The 22,644-nt window shown below is 70.4% G+C and carries 25 protein-coding genes; 4 read left to right on the forward strand and 21 right to left on the reverse strand.

The window, feature by feature from the left end; all coding sequences use genetic code 11:
• Positions 1–79: 79 nt before the first annotated feature.
• On the forward strand, positions 80–574 hold the full coding sequence (locus tag AB0L91_RS02800; RefSeq protein ID WP_365011154.1) for a M23 family metallopeptidase: 495 nt from the start codon (positions 80–82) through the stop codon (positions 572–574).
• 57 nt (positions 575–631) lie between these two features.
• The gene (locus AB0L91_RS02805) at positions 632–1,144 is read left to right on the forward strand and encodes a DUF1990 domain-containing protein (RefSeq protein ID WP_365007014.1); all 513 of its coding nucleotides are present in this window, start codon (positions 632–634) and stop codon (positions 1,142–1,144) included.
• 551 nt (positions 1,145–1,695) lie between these two features.
• On the opposite strand, the gene AB0L91_RS02810 is transcribed toward AB0L91_RS02805, so the two are convergent.
• From AB0L91_RS02810 to AB0L91_RS02885, 16 genes are all read right to left on the reverse strand, one after another.
• Complete coding sequence (locus tag AB0L91_RS02810; RefSeq protein WP_365007015.1) at positions 1,696–2,031, reverse strand: hypothetical protein; 336 nt, start codon at positions 2,029–2,031, stop codon at positions 1,696–1,698.
• Positions 2,032–2,260: 229 nt separating this feature from the next.
• Positions 2,261–2,569: a DUF202 domain-containing protein gene (locus tag AB0L91_RS02815; protein ID WP_365007016.1), complete on the reverse strand. Its 309-nt coding sequence runs from the start codon at positions 2,567–2,569 to the stop codon at positions 2,261–2,263.
• Complete coding sequence (locus AB0L91_RS02820) at positions 2,566–2,931, reverse strand: DUF202 domain-containing protein (RefSeq protein WP_355280536.1); 366 nt, start codon at positions 2,929–2,931, stop codon at positions 2,566–2,568. The genes AB0L91_RS02815 and AB0L91_RS02820 overlap by 4 nt, the downstream gene beginning before the upstream one ends.
• Before the next feature lie 160 nt (positions 2,932–3,091).
• Positions 3,092–4,015 (reverse strand): tyrosine recombinase XerC, encoded by a 924-nt coding sequence (locus tag AB0L91_RS02825; RefSeq protein WP_365007017.1) that lies wholly within the window; start codon positions 4,013–4,015, stop codon positions 3,092–3,094.
• 120 nt (positions 4,016–4,135) lie between these two features.
• The gene (dprA, locus tag AB0L91_RS02830; RefSeq protein WP_365011156.1) at positions 4,136–5,281 is read right to left on the reverse strand and encodes a DNA-processing protein DprA; all 1,146 of its coding nucleotides are present in this window, start codon (positions 5,279–5,281) and stop codon (positions 4,136–4,138) included.
• 164 nt (positions 5,282–5,445) lie between these two features.
• The gene (locus tag AB0L91_RS02835; RefSeq protein ID WP_365007018.1) at positions 5,446–6,954 is read right to left on the reverse strand and encodes a YifB family Mg chelatase-like AAA ATPase; all 1,509 of its coding nucleotides are present in this window, start codon (positions 6,952–6,954) and stop codon (positions 5,446–5,448) included.
• Positions 6,954–7,310, reverse strand: a complete 357-nt coding sequence (locus AB0L91_RS02840; protein WP_365007019.1) for a YraN family protein — start codon at positions 7,308–7,310, stop codon at positions 6,954–6,956. The genes AB0L91_RS02835 and AB0L91_RS02840 overlap by 1 nt, the downstream gene beginning before the upstream one ends.
• A gap of 108 nt (positions 7,311–7,418) precedes the next feature.
• Positions 7,419–7,724: a DUF2469 domain-containing protein gene (locus AB0L91_RS02845; protein ID WP_011210678.1), complete on the reverse strand. Its 306-nt coding sequence runs from the start codon at positions 7,722–7,724 to the stop codon at positions 7,419–7,421.
• Positions 7,725–7,770: 46 nt separating this feature from the next.
• The gene (locus AB0L91_RS02850) at positions 7,771–8,475 is read right to left on the reverse strand and encodes a ribonuclease HII (RefSeq protein WP_355280525.1); all 705 of its coding nucleotides are present in this window, start codon (positions 8,473–8,475) and stop codon (positions 7,771–7,773) included.
• A gap of 30 nt (positions 8,476–8,505) precedes the next feature.
• Positions 8,506–9,249, reverse strand: a complete 744-nt coding sequence (gene lepB / locus AB0L91_RS02855; protein WP_355280676.1) for a signal peptidase I — start codon at positions 9,247–9,249, stop codon at positions 8,506–8,508.
• 106 nt (positions 9,250–9,355) lie between these two features.
• Positions 9,356–9,697: a 50S ribosomal protein L19 gene (rplS, locus tag AB0L91_RS02860; RefSeq protein ID WP_019048201.1), complete on the reverse strand. Its 342-nt coding sequence runs from the start codon at positions 9,695–9,697 to the stop codon at positions 9,356–9,358.
• 164 nt (positions 9,698–9,861) lie between these two features.
• Entirely contained in the window at positions 9,862–10,740 is an 879-nt protein-coding gene (locus tag AB0L91_RS02865; RefSeq protein ID WP_365007020.1) for a hypothetical protein, read from the reverse strand.
• Between the two features lie 21 nt (positions 10,741–10,761).
• Positions 10,762–13,185, reverse strand: coding sequence for a Tex family protein (locus AB0L91_RS02870; protein ID WP_355280522.1), 2,424 nt, complete (start codon positions 13,183–13,185; stop codon positions 10,762–10,764).
• 47 nt (positions 13,186–13,232) lie between these two features.
• Positions 13,233–14,417: a hypothetical protein gene (locus AB0L91_RS02875; RefSeq protein ID WP_365007021.1), complete on the reverse strand. Its 1,185-nt coding sequence runs from the start codon at positions 14,415–14,417 to the stop codon at positions 13,233–13,235.
• A gap of 70 nt (positions 14,418–14,487) precedes the next feature.
• Positions 14,488–16,101, reverse strand: a complete 1,614-nt coding sequence (locus tag AB0L91_RS02880; RefSeq protein WP_365007022.1) for an AMP-binding protein — start codon at positions 16,099–16,101, stop codon at positions 14,488–14,490.
• Entirely contained in the window at positions 16,101–17,729 is a 1,629-nt protein-coding gene (locus AB0L91_RS02885; protein ID WP_365007023.1) for an AMP-binding protein, read from the reverse strand. The genes AB0L91_RS02880 and AB0L91_RS02885 overlap by 1 nt, the downstream gene beginning before the upstream one ends.
• A gap of 95 nt (positions 17,730–17,824) precedes the next feature.
• On the opposite strand from AB0L91_RS02885, the gene AB0L91_RS02890 reads away from it, so the two are divergent.
• Positions 17,825–18,676, forward strand: coding sequence for a LuxR C-terminal-related transcriptional regulator (locus AB0L91_RS02890; RefSeq protein ID WP_365007024.1), 852 nt, complete (start codon positions 17,825–17,827; stop codon positions 18,674–18,676).
• A gap of 343 nt (positions 18,677–19,019) precedes the next feature.
• Positions 19,020–19,388 (forward strand): VOC family protein, encoded by a 369-nt coding sequence (locus AB0L91_RS02895; protein WP_355280513.1) that lies wholly within the window; start codon positions 19,020–19,022, stop codon positions 19,386–19,388.
• On the opposite strand, the gene trmD is transcribed toward AB0L91_RS02895, so the two are convergent.
• The 5 genes from trmD to AB0L91_RS02920 all read right to left on the reverse strand — a co-directional run bounded on the left by trmD (position 19,385) and on the right by AB0L91_RS02920 (position 22,584).
• Positions 19,385–20,080, reverse strand: coding sequence for a tRNA (guanosine(37)-N1)-methyltransferase TrmD (trmD, locus tag AB0L91_RS02900; RefSeq protein ID WP_355280512.1), 696 nt, complete (start codon positions 20,078–20,080; stop codon positions 19,385–19,387). The genes AB0L91_RS02895 and trmD overlap by 4 nt on opposite strands.
• 3 nt (positions 20,081–20,083) lie before the next feature.
• Positions 20,084–20,608 (reverse strand): ribosome maturation factor RimM, encoded by a 525-nt coding sequence (rimM, locus tag AB0L91_RS02905; RefSeq protein ID WP_355280510.1) that lies wholly within the window; start codon positions 20,606–20,608, stop codon positions 20,084–20,086.
• Positions 20,609–20,851: an RNA-binding protein gene (locus tag AB0L91_RS02910; RefSeq protein WP_019048210.1), complete on the reverse strand. Its 243-nt coding sequence runs from the start codon at positions 20,849–20,851 to the stop codon at positions 20,609–20,611.
• Entirely contained in the window at positions 20,851–21,288 is a 438-nt protein-coding gene (gene rpsP / locus AB0L91_RS02915; RefSeq protein WP_355280508.1) for a 30S ribosomal protein S16, read from the reverse strand. Before rpsP ends, AB0L91_RS02910 begins: the two co-directional genes overlap by 1 nt.
• Before the next feature lie 201 nt (positions 21,289–21,489).
• Positions 21,490–22,584, reverse strand: a complete 1,095-nt coding sequence (locus AB0L91_RS02920; RefSeq protein WP_365007025.1) for an amidohydrolase family protein — start codon at positions 22,582–22,584, stop codon at positions 21,490–21,492.
• Positions 22,585–22,644: the final 60 nt, after the last annotated feature.

The following is a 22,644-nucleotide window of genomic DNA, read 5'->3' on the forward strand; positions in this document are numbered from 1 at the left end:
CCGGGACCACGCACGGGCAAGCTCGGCGTTCGGTTCGTCACGGGGAGTACGGACGGGAGCCTGCTTCGGTGCGGCGGTGATGTCGCTGGCGGCGGTCCTGGTCTGTGGTGCCGCGCCGGTCGACGGAGCCGAGCAGGGCACGTTCGGCTGGCCGCTGCGGCCCCGGCCGACGGTGGAGCGCCGGTTCGACAAGCCGGAGCGGAACTGGCTGCCCGGTCATCGCGGAGTCGACCTGGCGGGCAGCGAGGGACAGCCGGTGCTGGCGGCGGGCGCGGGCATCGTGGTCTTCGCCGGTGTCGTGGCGGACAAACCGGTGGTGTCGATCGACCATCCCGGCGGGCTGCGCACCACGTACGAGCCGGTGCGGGCACAGGTCGCGGTGGGGAGCCGGGTCGGCAGGGGCACCCCGATCGGGACCCTGGTGGCCGGGCACGAGGGGTGTCCGGCCGCCGCCTGCCTGCACTGGGGTGCCCGGCGGGAAGCGAGCGAGCACGCGCGGCGCGAGTACATCGATCCGCTCGGCCTGCTGCACGAGGTCCCCGTTCGGCTGAAGCCGCTGGAACCGGTGCTGTGACGAAGCACTCCACGGCACCGGGTACCTCCGTCTCGATCACGGGACGACAATCGGGGTGTGTCAGCGGAATCAGCGCCCTTCACCTACCCCGAGGTCGGTGCCACCCGTGCGACCTTCCCGGCGGACTACCACCGGTTCGAACTCCGACGCCCGATCGGCCACGGCCGCGCACTGTTCGACCGGGCCGCCATCCACATCCTCGGGTTCGGGATACAGAAGGGCACCGGCGTCTTCCAGCGGGCCGATACCGAAACCGCGGTGGCGGGAACGGAATTGACGGTACGCATCGGCGTCGGCCCGGTCGGCATCGTCGCGCCGTGCCGAGTGGTCTACGTCCTCGACGAACCGGACCGTCGCGGCTTCGCCTACGGCACCCTGCCCGGCCATCCCGAGATCGGCGAGGAACTGTTCGCCGTGGAGTACGACCCCGCCGACGACACCGTCTACGGCCTGATCACCGCCTTCTCCCGCCCCGGCGCCTGGTACGTGGCGCTCGGCGGGCCCGTCGTCCGGCTGATCCAGCGCTGGTTCGCACACCGGTACTTGAAAACCTTGCCCACCGGCCACTGAGCTGCACAGTCGTTCCACAGACCGGTGCCGTGGGAGGCCGGTACGACTCGGTATCTTCCGCGGAGCCACGCGCGGCTCACTCCTAGATGGCCGTCGCGAGGATAGGCGCGGCTCCGTGCCACCCAGGGGCTCCGCAAACTTGTGGCGCCGCGGGGCCATGCAAAGGTCCGCGGCGGCGGGGCCACGGCAGCACGCACTGCGGCGGAGTTACGCGAGATCGGTACCCCGACCGACGAAGTCAGTACGGCTCAGTAGCCGCGACACGGCCACCAGGGGTCCGCGTTGCGACGCCACCATGCAGCGCGCCGTGCGGCGGTGGGCAACGTGGGCATCGTGCCGTGGCGGTGACACGCAGGGCTCCGTGACGAGGTATGAACCCCTTTGCCCAAACGCGGCAGATCGCCCGGCCGCGACGTCCCTGGCCCGCACCTGCGCCACCAGCACGGCCGGGTCGAAGCCTGGTCAGCTCTGAGTGCGCTGAGTGCAGAAGCGGTTACCCACCGGGGCTTTGACAGTCGGCGACCGGCAACTACCTCGGCACCACGGCTCGGTCAGAGGAGGGCGGCGAGCGCGTCCGCTTCGGCGGTGAGGGTGTCGCGGCGTTCGGCAGCGCCGAGGCGGTCGTATTCAGCTGCGGCAGTGCGTCTTTCGTCGATCTCGCGATGCACGATCTGGGTGATGTCGGCTTCGGTGAGATCGCGGCGTCTCGCTTCGGCGGTGCCGAGCCCGACCGCGCTGGCTTCCAGCGCGCCGGCTTTCGCGTCGCCCGCATCGACCGCTTCGGCATTGTCGATCGCGCTCAACGCGGACCGCAGTGCCGAGACCGCGCTGCGGTCACGAGCTTTCATCGCGGGCTTCAGCGCGGCGCGCAGTCGCTCGCGCAGCACGGAGTCAGGCGTGTGCGAAGTTCCGGCAGTCATACCCGCCGACAGTAGTTGCCGACGAGGAACGCGTCGAGCGAGTTTCCACCGATTTCCCAGGTCACAGGCAGTCATGCAGGCGCAGCGGAGTGATGTGGCCGGGGAGGATTTCAGCGCTGCCGGCACGGGCTCGGGCTCGGGCTCGGGCTCGGGCTCGGGCTCGGGCTCGGGCTCGGGCTCGGGAACGCTTGTACCCTCAGTCGATCAGCCGGGTGACCAGCAGCCCGGTGAAGGCGATGAGCGCGACCAGTCCGACAGCCGCGGCGGCAGCGGTTACCACCGGGCGACCGGCGGCCACACGGCCGTGATGGAGAGCGCGGCCGCGGAACCAGCCGAGAAAGCTCAGCAGCAAGGACAGCACAGCTGCGACCATCGGCAGCGCGTTGGTCGGCCAGCCGTCGGCGGTGACTTGGTGAGCGAAGAGCAGCGCACAGCCCGCCGCACCCAGCGAGGTCCGCCGCCAAGCCAGGGCTGTGCGCTCCATCGCCAAGGTCGGGGGCGTCACGACAGCAGCACCGCCAGGCAGGCCATCAGGGCAACGACAGCCACACCGACCGACAGCACCGGGACGAGGACGGTGCCGGGCAGCGGGCGGCCGGTTCGCATCGCGACATCCACCAGCCGCCAGTGCCGGAACGCCCCCAGCGCCACCGCGAACGACATGATCAGGCAGCTCACGGCGATGACCCCGCCGAACCCCGCCAGCCGCAACGGTTGCACCAGGGTATGCACGGCGACACCGCCCGCGAGCAGCCCGAGCGCCGTCCGGATCCAGGCCAGAAACGTCCGCTCGTTGGCCAGCGTGAACCGATAGTCGAGTTCCTCCTCCCCGTCCTCGGATTCACCCCCGACATCGGGCAACGCCATCACCGACCACCTCCGATCCCCCATCTTGCCGTCTCCCCGCCCACCCACCCCGCAACGCGCCGACCACATCTCCCCGGGCCGTATCGCCCACATAGGCGAACTCACCGTTCACCAGCCATGCCGGACTCACCGCTGGACCGGCGGCGTGCCGCCCTCGAGATCAGGCTCGGGGGTGGGCCTGGTCGTGGACTCGTTTGAGCCGTTCCACCGAGACGTGTGTGTAGAGCTGGGTGGTGGCCATGCTGGCGTGGCCGAGAAGTTCCTGGACGACGCGCAGGTCGGCGCCGCCTTCGAGCAGGTGGGTGGCGGCGGTGTGGCGCAGGCCGTGCGGGCCCAGGTCGGGCGCTCCGGGGATAGCCGAGACGACCTCGTGCACCACGGTGCGGGCTTGGCGCTGGTCGAGGCGGCGCCCGCGCTGGCCGAGCAGCAGTGCCCGGCCGGAGTGTTCGTTGGCCAGGGACGGGCGGCCCGCGCGGAGCCAGGCGTTCAGCGCGGTGTCGGCGGGGCCGCCGAAGGGTACCGATCGTTCCTTGTTGCCCTTGCCGAGGACACGGACGAGTGCGCGCTCCCGGTCGATGTCGTCGATGTCGAGGCCGCACAGTTCACTGACGCGGATACCGGTGGCGTACAATAGTTCGACGATCAGCCGGTCCCGCAGTGCCATCGGATCCTGCTGGGCCGCACCCGATTCCGCGGCGTCCATGGCCTGCGCGGCCTGCCCCTGCGCCAGCACCGCGGGCAGCACTCGGTGCGCTTTCGGCGCCTGCAACCGCAATCCCGGGTCGATGGTCAGACGCCCTGTCTCGGTGAGCCAGGCGGTGAAAGTCCTTGCGGCAGAGGCTCGCCGAGACAGGGTCGTGCGCGCTGCACCCGCAGCCGCCAGCTCGGCCAACCACGACCGCAACAGCGGCAGATCCAGTTCCCGCACCGAGGAATCCGCCGACCGCGCGTACAGATGCTCGAGCAACGAGCGCACATCCCCGACGTAAGCCCGCACCGTGTGCGCCGACCGATTCCGCCCCAACCGCAGATGACGCCCGAACTCCGTGAGCAGAGCGGTCAGATCGTCGGGCAACACATCCATCTCCCCACCGTGACCCCTCCCTCGACCCCACGCAACCCACCACGCCGCATCGCCCACTCATCACAACCACCGCTGCCATGAGCGAATTCACTCGTCACACGCCGGTGGAGGACGGCCACCTCATGTCGAGCGCCTGCCGCGGGTGCGGAACCAGCCGTCGGAATCGCAGCCGACCAGGTCGGCGAGTTCCAGGCCGGGGAGGATGGCGCGGACTGTCGCGACATCGAGGCCGGATTGGTGGGCCAGGTCCAGCGGTAGGCGGGAGCCGATGGCGGGGAGGGCGGCGTAGACGTCGGCTTCCGCGCCGCGGAGGTGGGCGGCGGGGTCGATCGTGTCGTCGGTGACCGGGAGGCGGAGGGGGCCTGCTTCGTCGATGACGTCTTCGGCGCGGGTGACGAGCAGGGCTTCGCCCTCGCGGATCATGCGGTGACAGCCGACTGAGGACGCGGATCCGACGGGGCCGGGGACCGCCATCGCGGGACGGCCGAGGCGGCGGGCCCATTTCACGGTGTTGCGGGCGCCGCTGCGCAGGCCGGCTTCGACGACGAGGACACCGTCGCCGAGGGTCGCGATGAGCCGGTTGCGGGCCAGGAATCGGTGCTTCTGCGCGCTGGTTCCCGGCGGATACTCACTGAGCACGAGGCCGGTGGCGGCGATGGCGGACAGCAGACGGTCGTGCTGGGCGGGGTAGGGCCGGTCGACGCCACAGGCCAGCACGGCGACGGTCGGGCCGCCGACGGCGAGTGCCGCGCGGTGCGCTGCCGCATCGATGCCGAAGGCCGCGCCGGACACGATGGTCCAGCCGCGCCCGGCCAGGTCACCGGCGATCTCACTCGCCACCTGCACCCCGTACCCGCTGCTGCATCGTGAACCGACCACGGCGACAGCGCGTTCGGAGGCCGCCTGCAGCGAGAGCGGGCCCCGTGCCCACAGCACCAGTGGCACGGCACCCTCGCGATCACGCTCGCTGTCGAGCTGATCCAGGCCGAGCATCCGCCAGCCCGGCCACTCGTCGTCGTCCGGCGTGATGACCCGCCCACCCAACCGTCGCATCTGCGCCAGATCCGCCGCCGCCATATCCATCTCACGACGCGCGGCAGTAGGCCCCCGCAACACCTCGGGCAGTTCGTGCTCGCGCACCGCCCTGGCCGCCTCGCACACCCCGACCGAACCGATCAACGCCGACAACGCGGCACAGGGCCCCTGCACCACCCGCGACAGATACACCCACGCGAGCCGCCGCTCGTCGACATCACAGTCGAGCACGCCCGACGGCTGCTCCGAACGCGTCCCGCCGACCGCACCGTCGACCGCCACCCGTGGCTGCGCCGACCCCGCTCCACCGACACCACCGTCAGAAACCACCGAAGACTCCCCTGCCGGCGGCGCCAAACCGACCGCGGACGATCCACTCACCGCGCGCCCGTCCGTCATTGCGCACCCCGCTGCCGGAAGTTCAACGCCGACAGCACATCCTGCACGCTCGGTATCTCTCCACCGCGCAGGTCACACACCGTCCACGCGACACGGATCGCCCGGTCGGCGCCCCGGGCCGACATCCGGCCCAGCCGTAAGGCCGTCTCGATCGGTGCGATCGATTCACGCGGCAACCGGAACCGTTGCCGCAGCACATGTCCGGGCACCTCGGCATTGGTCGCCCAGCCGTCGGCACTCCAGCGCTCCAGGGCCAGTCCGCGGGCCCGCCTGACCCTGGCGGCGACGCTGGCGCTCGTCTCGACCTGTTCGTCGCCGAACGTCGCGCCGGCCTGGCCGTGCATCTGCACCCAGATGTCGATGCGATCCAGGAGCGGGCCGGACAGTTTGCCCAGGTAGCGGCGGCGGGCCAGCGGGGCGCAGATGCAGTCGACATCGCGGGCGGGTGCGCACGGGCAGGGGTTGGCCGCGAGCACCAGCTGGAATCGGGCGGGGTAGCGCGCGACACCGTCGCGCCGGGCGATCCGCACCTCGCCTTCCTCGAGCGGAGTGCGCAGCGCCTCCAGTACTTTCGTGCCGATCTCCGCGCACTCGTCGAGGAACAGCACTCCGCGGTGCGCGCGGCTCACGGCGCCGGGCCGCGCCATGCCGGAGCCACCGCCGATCATGGCGGTCACCGAGGTCGAGTGGTGCGGGGCGACGAACGGTGCCAGCGTGATCAGGGGCTGCGCGGCCGACAACGAGCCCGCCATCGAGTGGATCGCCGTGACCTCCAGCGATTCGGTCTCCGACAGCGGCGGCAGCAGACCGGGAAGGCGCTGCGCCAGCATCGTTTTGCCGATCCCGGGTGGTCCGGTCAGGAGCAGGTGGTGGCCGCCCGCCGCCGCGACCTCCAGCGCCCAGCGGGCCTCGTCCTGGCCGACGACGTCGCTCAGGTCGCCGCTGGGCGCCTGCGCGTCCGGCACCATCCCGTCCGGTTCCAGCAGACTGCCTTCTCCGCGCAGCCAGGCGACCACCGCGCGCAGACTGACCGCGCCGAGCACTTCGATCCCCTCGACCAGCCCCGCCTCGGCCACCGCCGCCGCCGGCACGACCACCGTCGGTACGCCCGCGGTGCGCGCGGCGATCACCGCGGGCAACACCCCGCGCACCCGTCGGACGCGACCGTCGAGCGCCAGCTCCCCGAGGAGAACGGTCTTCGCCAGCCGCTCCCCCGGCACCGCCCCGGACGCGTCGAGCACCGAGACCGCCAGCGCCAGGTCGTAGACGCTGCCCACCTTCGGCAGCGTGGCCGGGGACAATGCCAGGATCACCCGGCCGTCGGGCCACTTCTCCCCCGTGTTGGCGACCGCCGAGCGCACCCGGTTGCGCGACTCCTGCAAGGCCGTGTCGGGCAGCCCGACCAGATTCACCGAGGGCAGGCCCTGCCCGATATCGGCCTCGATCTCCACCAGCTGACCGTCGACCCCGGTCACCGCGACCGACAACGCGCGACCCAGCGCCATCAGAAGGCTCCGGCCAGGTGGTCGATGACGGGCCGGTGTCCACGCGGGACCAGGACCGACACCACGTCGAACCGGATCCGCCGCCACGGGCCGTCCTGCTCGGCCAGCCACAGCAGCGCGAGCCTACGGATCCGCTGCTGTTTGCCGAAGGTGACCGATTCGGCCGGGGTGCCGAACCCCAGGCCCGATCGCGTCTTCACCTCGACGAACGCCGTCACGGACGGATCCTGGACGATCAGGTCCAGCTCGCCGTAGCGGCATCGCCAATTGCGGGCGACGATCTCCATCCCCGACTCACGCAAGAACTGCGCGGCGAGTTTCTCCCCGTATGCGCCGAGCGCCTGTTTGTCTGCCACGGGTCGAGCATGCCGCTCGCCGTCGTCGCGCCCGGCTCGGTGACCTGGGCGGATGACAACCCTGTGGACAACCGCCGACCTGTGGACAACCAGGTCGGCGGCGCGCCGTCACTCCGGCAGGCGCAGGTCGGGCTTCTCCAGCTCTTCGATGTTCACGTCCTTGAACGTGATCACTCGTACGTGCTTGACGAAGCGCGCCGGGCGGTACATGTCCCACACCCACGCATCGCTCATCCGCACTTCGAAGTAGACCTCGCCGTCGGCGTTCTGCGGCCGCAATTCGACAGAATTGGCCAGGTAGAAGCGACGTTCGGTCTCCACCACGTACGAGAACTGACCGACGATGTCCTTGTACTCGCGGTACAGGGACAGTTCCATCTCGGTTTCGTACTTCTCGAGGTCCTCAGCACTCATCGGGTGGGACGTCCTCCTTCTAGCAGCGCCGCGTTCATTGCTGACATCATCGCGCATGCGCGGGGCGGGTAGCCACTCGGCTACCGCCCGGCACCTCGAGCTCGCGCACATTCCGCCAGGACCGGCGGTGTTCGGTACTGGGTCCGAGCTGTCGGAGCGCGGCGGTGTGCTCGGGCGTGTTGTAGCCCTTGTGCGCCGCGAATCCGTACCCGGGCAGCTGCCCGTCCAGCTCGACCATCATCCGGTCCCTGGTCACCTTGGCCAGGATGCTGGCCGCCGCGATGCAGGCCGCCGTGGCGTCGCCGCCGATGACCGGCAGCGACGGCGCGGGCAGCCCGGGGACCTTGAAACCGTCGGTCAGGATGTAGCCGGGCGTACGGCCGAGACCGACCACCGCCCGGCGCATGCCCTCGATATTGGCGACGTGGATCCCGATCGCGTCGATCTCCCACGCGGGCACCACGACGACGCTGTAGGCCAGCGCCAGCCGCTGAACGACCGGGAACAGCTCCTCACGGGCCGCCTCCGTGAGTTTCTTGGAGTCGTCGAGCCCGGACAGCCGGTCGTAGGCCTTGGGCGCCAGCAGGCACGCGGCGATCACCAGCGGTCCGGCGCACGGGCCGCGGCCCGCCTCGTCGACACCGGCCACCGGGCCGAGGCCGCTGCGGATGAGCGCCGCCTCGAGCGTGCGTAAGCCGCCCGCCCGGCGCATCACCACCCGCGGCGGCCAGTTGGTCCGATCCTGCCCCACAGTTCGATTGTCCCCGTGTCTCGTCGCGTGTCAGTTTTCCTGCGGGTTCTCCGACCGCACCGGACCCATCCGGCTCGGCGGCCAGATCTTGAACACCGTCTTGCCGCGCACGTTGTCCACCGGCACGGTGCCCTGCAGATCGTCGCTGACGTGGGCGCGCGAGTCGGCCGACTCGTTGCGGTTGTCGCCCATCACCCACAGGTTGCCCTCGGGCACCTTCACCGGGCCGAACACCCGGCCCGCCGGGTAGACGGCGTTGGGGCGGTCGGTGAACCAGGGGTAGTCCTTCTTGATGTACGGCTCGTCGAGCGGTTTGCCGTCGACCATCACCCGGCCCTGCGGATCACAGCACTGCACGGTCTGCCCGCCGACGGCGATGACGCGCTTGACGAGGTCGTTCTCGTCCGGCGGCACCAGCCCGAAGTAGGACAGGAAGTTCTGCAGCCCGCGCACGACCGTGTTGTCGGAGCGGACCGACTTGTAGTGCCCGTTCCACGACGGCGGGCCGACGAAGACCACGACGTCGCCGGGGCCGGGATCGGAACCGTAGTAGCTGATCTTCTCGACATAGATACGATCGCCGATCAGCAGCGTGTTCTCCATCGACTGCGACGGGATCACGTACGGCCGTCCGACGAAAGTCACCATGAGCGCGGCGATCACGGCCGCGATCACGATCAGAATCGGCAGCTCCTGCCAGAACGGTCGCTGCTTCTTGTCGCCGCGCTTGCGCTTGCGCCGCCCACCTTCGTCGCCCGAATCGGACACCGACACCGACCCACTTTCGTCTGCCACGCCGAACAGAGTAGCCCGGCGCCCCGACCGAAGTCGGAGCGCCGGGCTACCGGAAATTTCTGTGCTGCGAACAGCTACCGCAAGATCAGCGCTTTTCCTTGATCTTGGCGGCCTTACCGCGCAGATCGCGCAGGTAGTACAGCTTGGCGCGACGCACGTCACCGCGGGTCACGACATCGATGTGGTCGATGTTGGGGCTGTGCACGGGGAAGGTGCGCTCGACACCGACACCGAAGGACACCTTGCGGACCGTGAAGGTCTCGCCGATGCCGCCGCCCTGACGCCGGATCACGACGCCCTTGAAGACCTGGATGCGCTCCTTCGAGCCTTCGATGACCTTCACGTGCACGTTCAGGGTGTCGCCCGGACGGAAATCGGGGACATCGCTACGCAGCGACTTCTCGTCGACGAAGTCAAGGGTGTTCATTTTCCACCTTTTCGGATTCTTTGCGCGAACAGAGGAACCTGGCGGCACTGACGCGCTCGACCGGTTCATGCTCAGAACAGGAGTGCTCCCGGACACAACTCGGCCGAGGCAACCGGTTCATTGTGCCAGACCAGGGACTCCGGACTGAAATCGGGCGACCCCGGTCACTCACCCGGGGTGGTGTCGGCCTTGCTGCGCGGGAGCAGATGGGGATGCGGCGGCGGTGCGGGGGGCGCCGCGACCACCCGCCGTGCGAGCTCGGCCTCGGCCGCCGTCTTGGCGTGCTCGACGTCGGGTTTGCCCGCGATCAGGTCCTGGATGAAGATCTTGGCGCGGATCACCGGGCGGCGATAGCGCTGTTCCCTGGCGATCGCGCGCGCCATGGTCTTGGGCCGCTCGCCGTAGCGCCAGCGCGCCCACGGCGCGCCGGGACGGCTGAGCCGGATGGCGCCGATCAGCAGCAGCGGCGTGAAGAACATGCCGAACAGGCCCGTCCAGATCTTGCCCTTGACGATCACGATCGCCGCCAGCCCCAGGTTCAGCAGCAGGGTGCCGAGGACGGCGAGCCGCACGCCGATGCCGCGCGACTGCCGGAAGTCGTCGTAGTCGAGGAAGGTCTGCGGTTGCACGCCGAGCAGCAGCAGACCGGTCACCGCCAGCGCGACGAAGACCGCGTCGACCGAGGTGCGGCCCTGTTCCTCCCAGTAGACATCGCGCAGGTAGAAGATCAGCGCGAACTCGTCGAGCACCAGCGCCGCGCCGATCCCGAACAGCGCGGCGAGCACGCTGGAGGTGACCTGGGTGGAGTCCTCGGCGGTCGCGATCAGGCCGATGCCGGTGAGCAGCACCGTGATGACGCCGAAGACCATGTGGTGGATGTGGGTGTCACCCGCGGTGACATTGCCCGGCCACCACCGCACCTTGGCCCGGATCATCCGCACGCTGATCCGGATGACCACGAACCCGAGGATGAATCCCAGCAGGAAACACAACAGGGGCAGGCGGCCGTGCGCGATCACCTCGTCTTCGAGCCACCGTCGCATGCCGCCCGCCCTGTCGTCGAGTTACTTGCCGCCGAATCCCGCCCGGCGCAACGCGTCGGCCATCGATCCGCTGGGCTCGGCCGCGGGCTTGCGCTGGTTGCCACCACGCCCCTGCTGGGCCTGGCCACGCCCCTGCTGTCCACGATCCGCGCCCTGACCACGGCCGCCCTGCGGACGACCCTGACCACGACCCTGGCCGCGCGGTGCGCCGCCACCACGATTGTCCCCCTGCGCGGGCTTTCCCGGCTCGTCGTCGAGCCGCAAACTCAGCCCGATTCGCTGCCGGGCCACGTCGACCTCCAGCACCTTGACCTTCACGACGTCACCGGACTTGACCACTTCGCGCGGGTCCTTGACGAAGTTGTGCGACATGGCCGAGACGTGCACGAGGCCGTCCTGGTGCACACCGACGTCGACGAACGCGCCGAACGCGGCCACATTGGTGACCACGCCCTCGAGCACCATGCCCGGCTGCAGGTCGGCGACCTTCTCCACGCCCGCGGCGAATTCGGCGGTCTTGAACTCCGGCCGCGGGTCGCGGCCGGGCTTCTCCAGCTCGGCGATGATGTCGCTGACGGTGGGCACACCGAACTTCTCGTCGGTGAAGTCGGCGGGCCGCAGCGCGCGCAGGGTGCCGGTGTTGCCGATCACCTCGGCCATCGGACTGCCGGTGTGCTCGAGGATGCGGCGCACCACCGGGTAGGCCTCGGGGTGCACGGCGGAGGTGTCGAGCGGGTCGTCGCCGCCGCGGATGCGCAGGAAGCCCGCGCACTGTTCGAACGCCTTGGGGCCGAGCCGGGGTACCTCGAGCAGCGCGGTCCGGCTGCGGAAGGGGCCGTTCTGGTCGCGGTGGGCGACAATGCTTTCCGCGACCGAGCCGGAGACACCCGACACGCGCGAGAGCAGCGGCACCGAGGCGGTGTTCACGTCGACGCCGACCGCGTTCACCGCGTCCTCGACGACCGCGCCGAGCGAGCGGGCCAGCAGCGTCTCGGAGACGTCGTGCTGGTACTGGCCGACACCGATCGACTTGGGGTCGATCTTCACCAGCTCGGCCAGCGGGTCCTGCAGGCGGCGGGCGATGGAGACCGCGCCACGCAGCGACACGTCCATGTCGGGCAGTTCGGCCGAGGCATAGGCCGAGGCCGAGTACACCGAGGCGCCCGCTTCCGACACCACGATCTTGGTCGGCTTGTTCTCGGGGATGCGCGAGATCAGTTCGGTGGCCAGGGCATCGGTCTCGCGCGAAGCGGTGCCGTTGCCGATGGCGATCAGCTCCACGCCGAACCGGGCCACCAGCGCGGCCAGCACGGCCAGCGACTTCTCGGTCTGCCCCTGCGGCTTGTGCGGGTAGATGACCTCGGTCGCCACCGCCTTGCCGGTGGCGTCGACGACGGCGACCTTCACACCGGTGCGGTAGCCCGGGTCAAGGCCCATGGTGGTGCGGGTGCCCGCGGGCGCGGCGAGCAGCAGGTCGCGCAGGTTCGCGGCGAACACGTCGACCGCGTCCTTCTCGGCGGCCTGCCGCAGCCGCATCCTGGTGTCGATGCCCAGGCTCACCTGCAGCTTGGTGCGCCAGGCCCAGCGCACGGTGTCGAGCAGCCACGGATCGGCGGCGCGGCCCTGGTCGGCGATGCCGACGGCGACCGCGATGCGGCCCTCGTAGATGGTGCGCTCGCCGGGCGCCGGCTCCTCGGTGTCGGGTTCGAGGTGCAGGGTGAGCACCTCTTCCTTCTCACCGCGCAGCAGCGCCAGGATGCGATGCGATGGCAGCTTGTGGAACGGCTCGCTGAACTCGAAGTAGTCGGCGAACTTGGCGCCCGCTTCCTCTTTGCCCGCGCGGACCGTCGAGGTGACCTGACCGCGGTTCCACATCAGTTCGCGCAGTTCACCGACCAGGTCGGCGTCCTCGGCGAAGCGCTCGACCAGGATGGCGCGGGCGCCCTCGAGTTGTTCGGCGGTGTAGCCCGCCGGATCGGTGGTCGGGTCGCCGATCAGCGCGTCGGCCACCGGCTCGTGCCCCGCCTCGCGCGCGATCTGCGCCTTGGTGCGACGCTTGGGCTTGTAGGGCAGGTAGATGTCCTCGAGGCGGGCCTTGGTCTCGGCGAGCATGATCTGCTGGTGCAGCGCCGGGTCGAGTTTGCCCTGGCCCCGGATGGATTCGATGATCGCGCCGCGGCGCTCGTCGAGCTCGCGCAGGTAACCGAGCCGTTCGTCGAGCTGACGCAGCTGGGCGTCGTCGAGGCCGCCGGTGACCTCCTTGCGGTAGCGCGCGATGAACGGCACCGTCGAACCGCCGTCGAGCAGTTCGACGGCGGCGCGGACCTGGGTCTCGCGCACCCCCAGTTCGTCGGCGATCCGCCTGCCCACGCTGGCGAGGACGGTCGTGCTGTCGGTCGGAGTGCCGTTCGACGTCGAACGGGCGGTCTCGGGCGCTGTCGTCACGTCCGCAGAGACTACAGCTCTTCCCCGACACCCGGCCGACTCCCAGGTCAGCGAACCACCGTCAGCTCGGGCTCGTTCACGGGTCGATCGAGCGGCGTATCGGTGCGCTCGCGCAGGAACTTGTCGAACATCGCAGCGACCGTGGAGCGCACCAGAAATGCCATCCGATCAGGGTCGATGGTGCCGATGTACCGCGCGGCGAGCGGCCGGGCGGGCCCCGGCACCAGCGACGGCATGTCGGTGAGGTCGTAGTGGGCCGAATTCGCGATGGCCAGATGGCGTTTCCAGCCGGTCGCGGAGCGCCAGAACGCGTCGAGCGACGGATTCGCGTCGCCGACCTCCTCGATCTGGCTGCTGGTCAGCACCAGCGTCGGCCGGTCGACGCCCTCGGTCACCGCGCGGCCGAAGTCCTCGTCCACGCCGATCTGACCGTCCAGGTCGACGGCCGCGTCGATCCGCCGGTCCTCGTGCATGGCCTCCACCGCGGTGTAGCCACCGGAGGAATGCCCGACGGCGCCGACCCGGTCGAGGTCGAGCACGCGACCGAGATCGGTGGGCAGCGAATCCCGCTCGGCGTCCGGGTTCTCGCCGCCCGCCAGCCGGGCGAGCGCGTCGAGGACGAACCGGAAGTCGAGCAGCCTGGCCTCGATGTACTTCGCGCGGATGGCGGTGTCGAAACCGTTCGGTGCGGGGGCCGGGAGCACGATCCGGCCGCCGGGAAACTCGACAGCGGGCCCGGTTTCATAGGTATGGTCGATGGTCACCACGACGTAGCCCCGCGAGGCGAGATCTTCGGCGAGACCGGTACCGAGGATCCGCGAGACGCCGGCGCCGGGCGTGTACAGCACCACCGGATAGGTCTCGCCGGTCCGCGCGGGCGCCGCGCGATAGGCGTGGGTCAGCGCACCGGGAAGATCCACGCCCAGTGCCTGTTCCAGTCCGGGAATCAGCTCGGTCGAGGCGTAGTGGCCGCGCGGGTACCGGTCCACCTCGGTCGCCGGGTAGAACACCGAGATCATCAGTTCCCTGGCGTGTTCGGGCACGAACGGATCGGGTCGAGGCGCGTCGACCAGGTGCAGGGTGGTCGTCCCCACCGGGAAAGCGCCGGTGGGACTCGGCAGGACCGCGATCCCGGGGTCGGCGCCCCCGGTGCCCCCACTCGCCGCGACCAGCGCGCAGACCGACATCGCCACCATCGTCGCTCGACGGATCACCTTCTCCCCCACCATCATCCGGCCCCTCGGGGACACCCCCGCGATTCGCCGGACACGCTATCAGCCGGTCGCGTGTCCGGCGGGCGGGTCAGCCGAGGATGTCCCTGGCCAGTTCCCGCATTTCGGCCTTGCGGATCTTGCCGGTGACGGTCATCGGGAACTCGTCGACCACGTGCACGTAGCGCGGGATCTTGTAGTGGGCCAGGCGGCCGGTGCAGAAAGCGCGGACGGCGGCGGCGTCGAGGATCGGGGCGCCGTCGCGCAGGCGGAGCCAGACCATGAGTTCCTCCCCGTATTTGTCGTCGGGGACGCCGATGACCTGGGCGTCGACGACATCGGGATGGGTGTAGAGGAATTCCTCGATCTCGCGCGGATAGATGTTCTCGCCGCCGCGGATCACCATGTCCTTGATCCGGCCGGTGACCGAGAGGTAGCCGTCGTCGTCCATGACACCGATGTCACCGGTGTGCATCCACCGGGCCGCGTCGATCGCCTCGGCCGTCTTGTCGGGCTGGTTCCAGTAGCCGAGCATCACCGAGTAGCCGCGGGTGCACAGTTCGCCCGCTTCGCCGCGCGGCAGGGTGCGCCCGGTCGCCGGGTCGACGACCTTCACCTCGAGATGCGGTCCGACCCGGCCGACGGTGGCGGTGCGGCGTTCGATGCTGTCGTCGCCGCGGGTCTGGGTGGACACCGGCGACGTCTCGGTCATGCCGTAACAGATGGACACCTCGGTCATCCCGAGCTGGTCGATGACCCGCTTCATCACCTCCACCGGGCACGGCGAGCCCGCCATGATGCCGGTGCGCAGGCTCGACAGATCCGGGGTTGCCCCGGCGTCGAGCTCGGCCAGCATCGCGATGAACATCGTCGGGACGCCGTAGAGCGAGGTGCAGCGCTCGGCGGCGACGGCGGCCAGGGTCGCCGCCGGGTCGAACGCGGGCGCCGGAATCACCACGGCCGCACCGTGCGAGGTGGCCGCGAGATTGCCCATGACCATGCCGAAGCAGTGGTAGTACGGCACCGGCACGCAGATCCGGTCGACCTCGGTGTATCCGCACAGTTCGCCGACGAAGAAGCCGTTGTTGAGGATGTTGTGGTGGCTGAGCGTGGCGCCCTTCGGGAAACCGGTTGTGCCCGAGGTGTACTGGATGTTGATCGGATCGTCGGCCGACAGCGTCGCGGCGATGGCGGCCAGCCGCTCGGCGTCGGGCTCGGTGGCCGCGATCTCCTGCCACTGAGACCGGCCGAGGATCAGGACCTGTTCCAGGTCGGGGCAGTTCGGCCGGACCTCGTCGATCATCGCCACATAGTTCGAGGACTTGAACTCCGGCGCGGCGATCAGCTGGCGAATGCCGGCCTGCCGCAGCACGTACTCGAGTTCGCTGGTGCGGTAGGCCGGGTTGATATTGACCAGCACCGCGCCCAGCTTGGCCGTGGCGTACTGGACGAGAAACCATTCCGCGCAGTTGGGCGCCCAGATCCCGACCCGGTCGCCCGCGCCGATGCCGAGGCCGGCGAGGCCGGTCGCGACGGCGTCGACCGCGACGCCCAGCTCCCGGTAGGTCCAGCGTCGCCCGGTGGGGCGGTCGATCAGCGCGTCGCGGTCCGGGTGGGCGGCCACGGTGCGATCCAGGTTCGCGCCGATGGTGTCGCCGAGCAGCGGGGTGCCGGTCAGGCCGTGGGCGTAGCTCGATTCGGGCATCAGCGGGTCTCCTTGCCGCGCAGCAGGAATCGCTGCACTTTGCCACTCGGTGTCTTGGGCAGGCTCGCCACGTAGTGGACCTGCCGGGGATAGGCGTGCGCCGCGAACTTGTCCTTGACCAGGCGCTGGAGTTCGGCGGTCAGCTCGGCGCCGCCTTCGGCGCCGTCGCGCAGCACGACGAAGGCTTCGAGCACCTCGCCGCGCAGTTCGTCCGGCATGCCGACGACGGCGGCCTCGGCGACCTGATCGTGCAGCACCAGCACGCTCTCGACCTCGAACGGGCCGATCCGGTAGCCGGCCATGATGATCACGTCGTCGTCGCGCGAGCTGAAGTGGAAGAAGCCGTCCGCGTCGCGGGCGCCGACGTCGCCGGTGAGGTACCAGCGCCCGTCGGGGGTGAACCGGCTCGCGGTGCGCTCGGGGGCGTCGAGGTAGCCGAGGAACCACAGCAGCGGGCTGTGGTCGGTATCGATGGCGACCCGGCCGATCTCGCCGGGCGCAGCCTCGACGTCAGCGTCGTCGGCCAGCACCGCGCAGGTCCAGCCGGGCAGCTGGGTGCCCATCGAACCGGGCGGGGCGGGGCGGTCGACCTCCGGGTGCCAGGCGTGGCAGATGACCATGCCGTGCTCGGTCTGGCCGTAGTGATCGCGCACCGCGACCCCGAGCGCCCGCTCCGACCAGGCGACCACATCGGGGGTGAGCGGTTCGCCCGCCGACGACGCCCGGCGCAGCGTGATCCCCTCGGGGTCGGCGCCCGCGCGCAGCGCCCGGTAGACCGTCGGCGCGGCGGCGAAGTTGGTGACGCCGAAGCGGCGCAGCACGTCCAGGGTGAGCGGGGCGGAGAACCCGGCGTGCAGCAGCAGGCTGCGGGTGCCGGTCGCCATCGGGGCCAGGATCGCGTAGTAGAGCCCGTACGCCCAGCCCGGGTCCGCCGCGTTCCAGTAGACGTCCTCGGGACGCACGTCGAGGGCGAACTCCTGGTAGGCGTGGAACGAGGCCAGCGCCCGCACGGGAATCGGCACGCCCTTGGGGGTGCCGGTGGTGCCGCTGGTGAACAGCTGGACCAGCAGGCCGTCACCGCCGACGGCCACCGCGGCCGCGCGCGGATCGTCGGCGCGGTGCGCCGCGAGCAGATCGGCGAACCGCAGCGCGTCGGGGTCGTCGGGGTCGCCGACGATGATCGTGCGGCGCTCGGGATCGGCGGGGATGTCCGCGCTCGCGGCCAGCTTGGGCGCCTGATCGGCGTCGGCGACGACCACCTTGGCGTGGGCGGCCGCGAGCCGGAAACCGATCGCGGGCGGTGCGAAGGCGGTGAACAGCGGGACGTGCACCGCGCCGCGCCGCCAGATGCCGAGCAGCGCCACCACCAGGTCGGCGGACTTGCCCATCAGCGTCGCGACCCGGTCGCCCGGCTGTACCCCGAGCTCGGCCAGCGCCGCCGCGAAGCGCGCCGACCGCTCTCGCAGGTCGCCGTAGGTCAGCTCGTGCGCGCTCAGATCGGACTCGACGACGGTGCAAGCGATCCGCTCGGCCGGATGCCGATCACACAGCAGCTCGGCGGCACAGGCCTCGGGTCCGTCGTAACTCTCGAGCAGGTCGCGCACCCGCGCGTCCAGGTCGGTACTCATCGCAGTTCTCCTCAACACCTGGGCCGGGCCGCCAGGTCTTCCTTTAGAATGTGGCACACCTCACGTTCGCCACTACCCCCGAAAAGGGGTGACCGATGTCGGCCACTGCTCTGTTGCGTCCCCGCGACGGTGACGCGCTGCGCGCGGAGATCCGCTGGGTGGCGCGCCGCGCGAACGTGCCGGTGATCTTCGGCGGCGCGGTGGACGAGGACGCCCTGCTGCTCACCGAGTTCGTCGGCACCGTCACCACCGGGCTGCGCGGGCTGACGGTGCTGCGCACGTCCGGGCTCGGCGGCCAGGCGATGGAGCACCGCAGGCCCGCCTCGGTGGCCGACTATCGCGGCGCCTCCACCATCACCCACCACTACGACGGCCCGGTGTGCGGCGAGGGCCTCCGTTCGGTGGTCGCCGTGCCGGTCGTGGTGGACGACCGGACGCGCGCGATGCTGTACGCGGCGACCAGGGGCACCGGCCCGATCGGCGATCGCACGACCGAGGTGATCCTGCAGGCGAGCAGGCGACTGGCCACCGAGATCGCGGTGCGCGACGAGGTGGACCGGCGGGTCAGGATGCTCACGCTCGCGGCGCCCACCCCCACCACCACACCCGCGGTCACCGAGGAACTGCGCGGGATCCACGCCGAGCTGCGGGCGCTGGCGGCGGCCAGTGGCGACGCGGCGTTGCGCGCCCAGCTGTCGGGGGTGTGCGATCGGCTCACCGGTGTCCTGACCGGCGAGCCGGCGGCGGAGGTGCCCCGGCTGTCGCGGCGCGAACTCGACGTGCTCGCCCAGATCGCGCTCGGCTGCACGAATCAGGAAGCGGCGCTGCGGCTCTCACTCGGCCCGGAGACCGTCAAGAGCTATCTGCGGCAGGCGATGACCAAACTCGACGCGCGCACCCGGCACGAAGCGGTGGCCCTGGCCCGGCGCCACGGGCTCCTGCCCTGATGTGTGATCGGTCACCCTCCCCGCCGTCCTGACGGCCGGCACACGCACCCGCGAGCGGCGCTGCCGCCGAGCACGGTCCCCCGGCACGGAGCCGGACTCCGGTACCACCGGAGTGCGCCGTCGCCCGAATCGTCCGGGGGCGCACGGCCTGTACTGGGAACATGGGCGCGGGGGCCGGATCGGCCCGGTCGATCGGCCGAGCTTCGTTGCGGCGGAAGCCATTCCGGATGGAACGAGCAATCCCCGTCCTGGACGATGACACAACGAATTACCCCTCCGGATACCCGAATATCTTTGGGACAAAACAATCTCGACGTCGATCCGGCCCGGTAGCGTCGGTCGGATGACGGAGCCTTTTCAATTGGCCGGCGTCTCGCTGGACTGTGACGACCCCGAAACCCTCGCCCGCTTCTATCTCGGGCTGCTCGGTGGCCGTGTGCTGTGGAACGACGCCCACAGTGTCGGAATCCGGCTCCCGTCGGGGCTGACGATCGCCGCGCAACGCGTCGAGGACTACTACCCGCCGCAGTGGCCGGGCAGCGCCGCGGTGCAGCTGGAGCTGGCCGCCGACGCCGACCTGGACCTATGCGAACAGCACGCGATGGCGATCGGCGCCAAACCGGCTCCGGTGCAACAGGACCCGCGCTGGCGCGTGCTGCTGGATCCGGCCGGGCACCCGTTCTGCATCACCACCAGGGTGGTGCCCGCCTAGCGCGGGAGTTCGGGCTCGGGGAGCAGGTCCGGCCTGCGCTCGCGGGTGCGTTCCAGGGACCGTTCGTGCCGCCAGGCGGCCACCTTGGCGTGATCGCCGGAGAGCAGGATCGGCGGCACGTCGAGGCCACGCCAGGACACCGGGCGGGTGTAGCTGGGACCCTCGAGCAGCCCGTCGGAGAACGAATCCTCCTGGTGGGACTGCTGATTGCCGAGTACGCCGGGGATCAGCCGCACCACGGCCTCGGTCATCACCAGCACGGCGGCCTCGCCGCCGATGAGCACGTAGTCGCCGATGCTCACCTCTTCGACGCGGACGCGGCGGGCGGCGTCGTCGAAGACCCGCTGATCGATGCCCTCGTAGCGGCCGCACGCGAAGACCAGGTGCCGCTCGGTGGACCAGCGCTGCGCGGTGGCCTGGGTGAACGGCACACCGGCGGGGGTGGGAACGACGAGCAGGGCGTCGTCGGGGCAGACCGCGTCGAGCGCATCGCCCCAGACGGTGGGTTTCATGACCATGCCGGGACCGCCGCCGTAGGGCGAATCGTCGACCGATTTGTGCACGTCGTGCGTCCAGTCACGCAGGTCGTGGACGCCGATCGAGATCAGGCCCTTGTCGACGGCCTTGCCGAGCAGCGCGGTCCGCAGCGGCTCGAGGTACTCCGGGAAGATCGTGACGACATCGAGTTGCACGAATTACTCCGGATCGAGCAGGCCCTCGGGCGGATCGATGACCACCAGTCCATCGGCGATCGACACGGTCGGCACGATGGCGGTGACGAAGGGAATGAGAATCTCGCGGCCGTCGTCGGCGGCGCGCACCGACAGCAGTTCGCCCGCGGCCGAGTGCAGCACCTCGGTGACCTCGCCGACGACGGTGCCGTCGGTGAGCTCGACGCGCAGGCCCTCGAGCTCGTGGTCGTAGAAGGCGTCCTCGTCCTCGGACGGGGGCAGCGAGTCGCTGTCGACGACGAACAGCATGCCGCGCAGCGCGTCGGCCGCGGTGCGGTCGGCGACACCGTCGACGAAGACCAGAAGCCGGCCCGAGTGCTCTCGGGCCGACTTCACGGTGTAGTCGCGGGTCGCCGCGGATTTCGGCATCTTGCCGTGCAGGGTGGCACCGGGAGCGAACCGGAGTTCCGGCTCGTCGGTGCGCACCTCGACGACGAGTTCGCCGCGCACGCCGTGCGACTTGGCGACCCGACCTACGACGAGTTCCATCTAGGCGTCGGTGTCGACCACGTCGACCCGGATACCACGGCCACCGATACCGGCGACCAGGGTGCGCAGCGCGGTCGCGGTACGACCACCGCGTCCGATCACCTTGCCCAGGTCCTCGGGGTGGACGTGCACCTCGACGGTGCGCCCGCGCCGGCCGGTGATCAGCTCGACGCGGACGTCATCGGGGTTGGCGACGATGCCGCGAACCAGATGTTCGACGGCATCGGCAACAACGGCAGTCATTACTCGGCAGCCTCAGCGGCGGGGGCCTCGGCGGCCTCCTCGTCCTTCTTGGCGGCCTTCTTCTTGGGGGTGACGGCCTCGGCGACGGGCTCGTTGTCGGCGGCGGCCAGCGCGGCGTTGAACAGGTCCAGCTTGGACGGCTTGGCGGCCTTCACCTTGAGGGTGCCCTCGGCGCCCGGCAGGCCCTTGAACTTCTGCCAGTCGCCGGTGATCTCCAGCAGACGCTGCACGGACTCGGTCGGCTGCGCGCCGACACCCAGCCAGTACTGCACGCGCTCGGAATCGATCTCGATCAGCGAGGGCTCTTCCTTCGGGTGGTACTTGCCGATGGCCTCGATGGCCCGGCCGTCACGACGGGTGCGGGCGTCGGCGACAACCACGCGGTACTGCGGGTTGCGGATCTTGCCCAGGCGGGTGAGCTTGATGCGAACAGCCATGCTGATCTGCCTCTTTCAGTAGTTTGGTCACCACGCGATTCGGCGACCCGCATGGTCTGCGGGTCCGGTTTCGCGCATGAAGTGTGTGACCGCCGCGCGGTACGTGACCGGAGACGGGCTGACACTGTCCAGGAAGGACGGTTGTTCATTGTGCCAGACCGGTCCGCGCCGACTGAAATCGGCCGTTCCGGGTGCCGCCGGTCAGCGGTGGCCGGTGACCGGGTCCGGGGTTTTGACGACCAGCCCGCGCAGCACCACCCAGTCGGGGTCGGTGAGGGCGGCCGGGGTGGTGCGGGGGTCGTCGGAGTAGACGACGAAATCGGCCGGGGCGCCTTCCTCGATACCGGGGCGGCCGAGCCAGGTGCGGGCGTTCCAGGAGGCGGCGCCCAGCGCGTCGTGCGGCGAGAGGCCCGCGCCGCCGAGGGCGGCGATCTCGTCGGCGATCCGGCCGTGGCGGATGGAGCCGCCCGCGTCGGTCCCCGCGTAGATGGGCACACCCGCCTCGTGCGCCTTGCCGACCGTGTCGCGGACGCGTCGGTGCAGGTCACGCATGTGGGCGGCGTACACGGGGAACTTGGTCGCGCTGTCGGCGATGCCGGGGAAGGTGTCGATATTGATCAGGGTGGGGACCAGGGCGGTGCCGTGGGCGAGCATCAGCTCGATGGTGTCGTCGGTGATGCCGGTGCCGTGTTCGAGGCAGTCGATGCCCGCGTTGATCAGGCCGGGCAGCGCGTCCTCGCCGAAGACGTGGGCGGTGACGCGGGCGCCGTTGGCGTGGGCGGCGTCGATCGCCTGCTTCAGGATGTCGTCGCTCCACAGCGGCCGCAGATCGCCGACGGAACGGTCGATCCAGTCGCCGACGATCTTGACCCAGCCGTCGCCGAAGCGGGCCTGCTCGGCGACGATCTCCGGCAGGTCGCGTTCGTCGTCGAGCTCGATGCCCAGTTCGCGGATGTAGCGCTTGGGGCGGGCGATGTGGCGGCCGGCGCGGATGATGCGCGGGAGTTCGGCGTGCTCGTCGATGAAGCGGGTGTCGATCGGCGAGCCCGCGTCGCGCAGCAGCAGCGCGCCGGCGTCGCGTTCGGTCTCGGCCTGGTCGATCGCGCCCTCGCGGGTCTCGTCGCCGCCGCCGTAGCGGATCCCGACGTGGCAGTGGGCGTCGACCAGGCCGGGCACGATCCATCCGGTGCGGCACAGGGTTTCGGCCCCGGGCACCGGCTCGAAGGTGACGAGCCCGTCGACGACCCAGAGGTCGCGCTCCTCGTCGCCGGGGAGAACCACACCACGCAGATGCACACGAACCTCCAGACGTCGGCCTGGCCCCAACCTACCGCCCGCGCTCGGCCGACGCACCCG

It is taken from the genome of Nocardia sp. NPDC051833, from assembly GCF_040681225.1.
Taxonomy (GTDB): Bacteria; Actinomycetota; Actinomycetes; order Mycobacteriales; family Mycobacteriaceae; genus Nocardia.

What these genes read in the sequence shown, in the direction of transcription:
- AB0L91_RS02800 (WP_365011154.1), top strand. Translation starts at nt 80, where the DNA reads ATGTCGCTGGCGGCGGTCCTGGTCTGTGGTGCCGCGCCGGTCGACGGA.
- AB0L91_RS02820 (WP_355280536.1), bottom strand. Translation starts at nt 2,931, where the DNA reads ATGGCGTTGCCCGATGTCGGGGGTGAATCCGAGGACGGGGAGGAGGAA.
- AB0L91_RS02825 (WP_365007017.1), bottom strand. Translation starts at nt 4,015, where the DNA reads ATGGATGTGTTGCCCGACGATCTGACCGCTCTGCTCACGGAGTTCGGG.
- AB0L91_RS02835 (WP_365007018.1), bottom strand. Translation starts at nt 6,954, where the DNA reads ATGGCGCTGGGTCGCGCGTTGTCGGTCGCGGTGACCGGGGTCGACGGT.
- AB0L91_RS02845 (WP_011210678.1), bottom strand. Translation starts at nt 7,724, where the DNA reads ATGAGTGCTGAGGACCTCGAGAAGTACGAAACCGAGATGGAACTGTCC.
- rplS (WP_019048201.1), bottom strand. Translation starts at nt 9,697, where the DNA reads ATGAACACCCTTGACTTCGTCGACGAGAAGTCGCTGCGTAGCGATGTC.
- AB0L91_RS02865 (WP_365007020.1), bottom strand. Translation starts at nt 10,740, where the DNA reads ATGCGACGGTGGCTCGAAGACGAGGTGATCGCGCACGGCCGCCTGCCC.
- AB0L91_RS02875 (WP_365007021.1), bottom strand. Translation starts at nt 14,417, where the DNA reads ATGATGGTGGGGGAGAAGGTGATCCGTCGAGCGACGATGGTGGCGATG.
- AB0L91_RS02880 (WP_365007022.1), bottom strand. Translation starts at nt 16,101, where the DNA reads ATGCCCGAATCGAGCTACGCCCACGGCCTGACCGGCACCCCGCTGCTC.
- AB0L91_RS02885 (WP_365007023.1), bottom strand. Translation starts at nt 17,729, where the DNA reads ATGAGTACCGACCTGGACGCGCGGGTGCGCGACCTGCTCGAGAGTTAC.
- AB0L91_RS02890 (WP_365007024.1), top strand. Translation starts at nt 17,825, where the DNA reads ATGTCGGCCACTGCTCTGTTGCGTCCCCGCGACGGTGACGCGCTGCGC.
- AB0L91_RS02895 (WP_355280513.1), top strand. Translation starts at nt 19,020, where the DNA reads ATGACGGAGCCTTTTCAATTGGCCGGCGTCTCGCTGGACTGTGACGAC.
- rimM (WP_355280510.1), bottom strand. Translation starts at nt 20,608, where the DNA reads ATGGAACTCGTCGTAGGTCGGGTCGCCAAGTCGCACGGCGTGCGCGGC.
- AB0L91_RS02910 (WP_019048210.1), bottom strand. Translation starts at nt 20,851, where the DNA reads ATGACTGCCGTTGTTGCCGATGCCGTCGAACATCTGGTTCGCGGCATC.
- rpsP (WP_355280508.1), bottom strand. Translation starts at nt 21,288, where the DNA reads ATGGCTGTTCGCATCAAGCTCACCCGCCTGGGCAAGATCCGCAACCCG.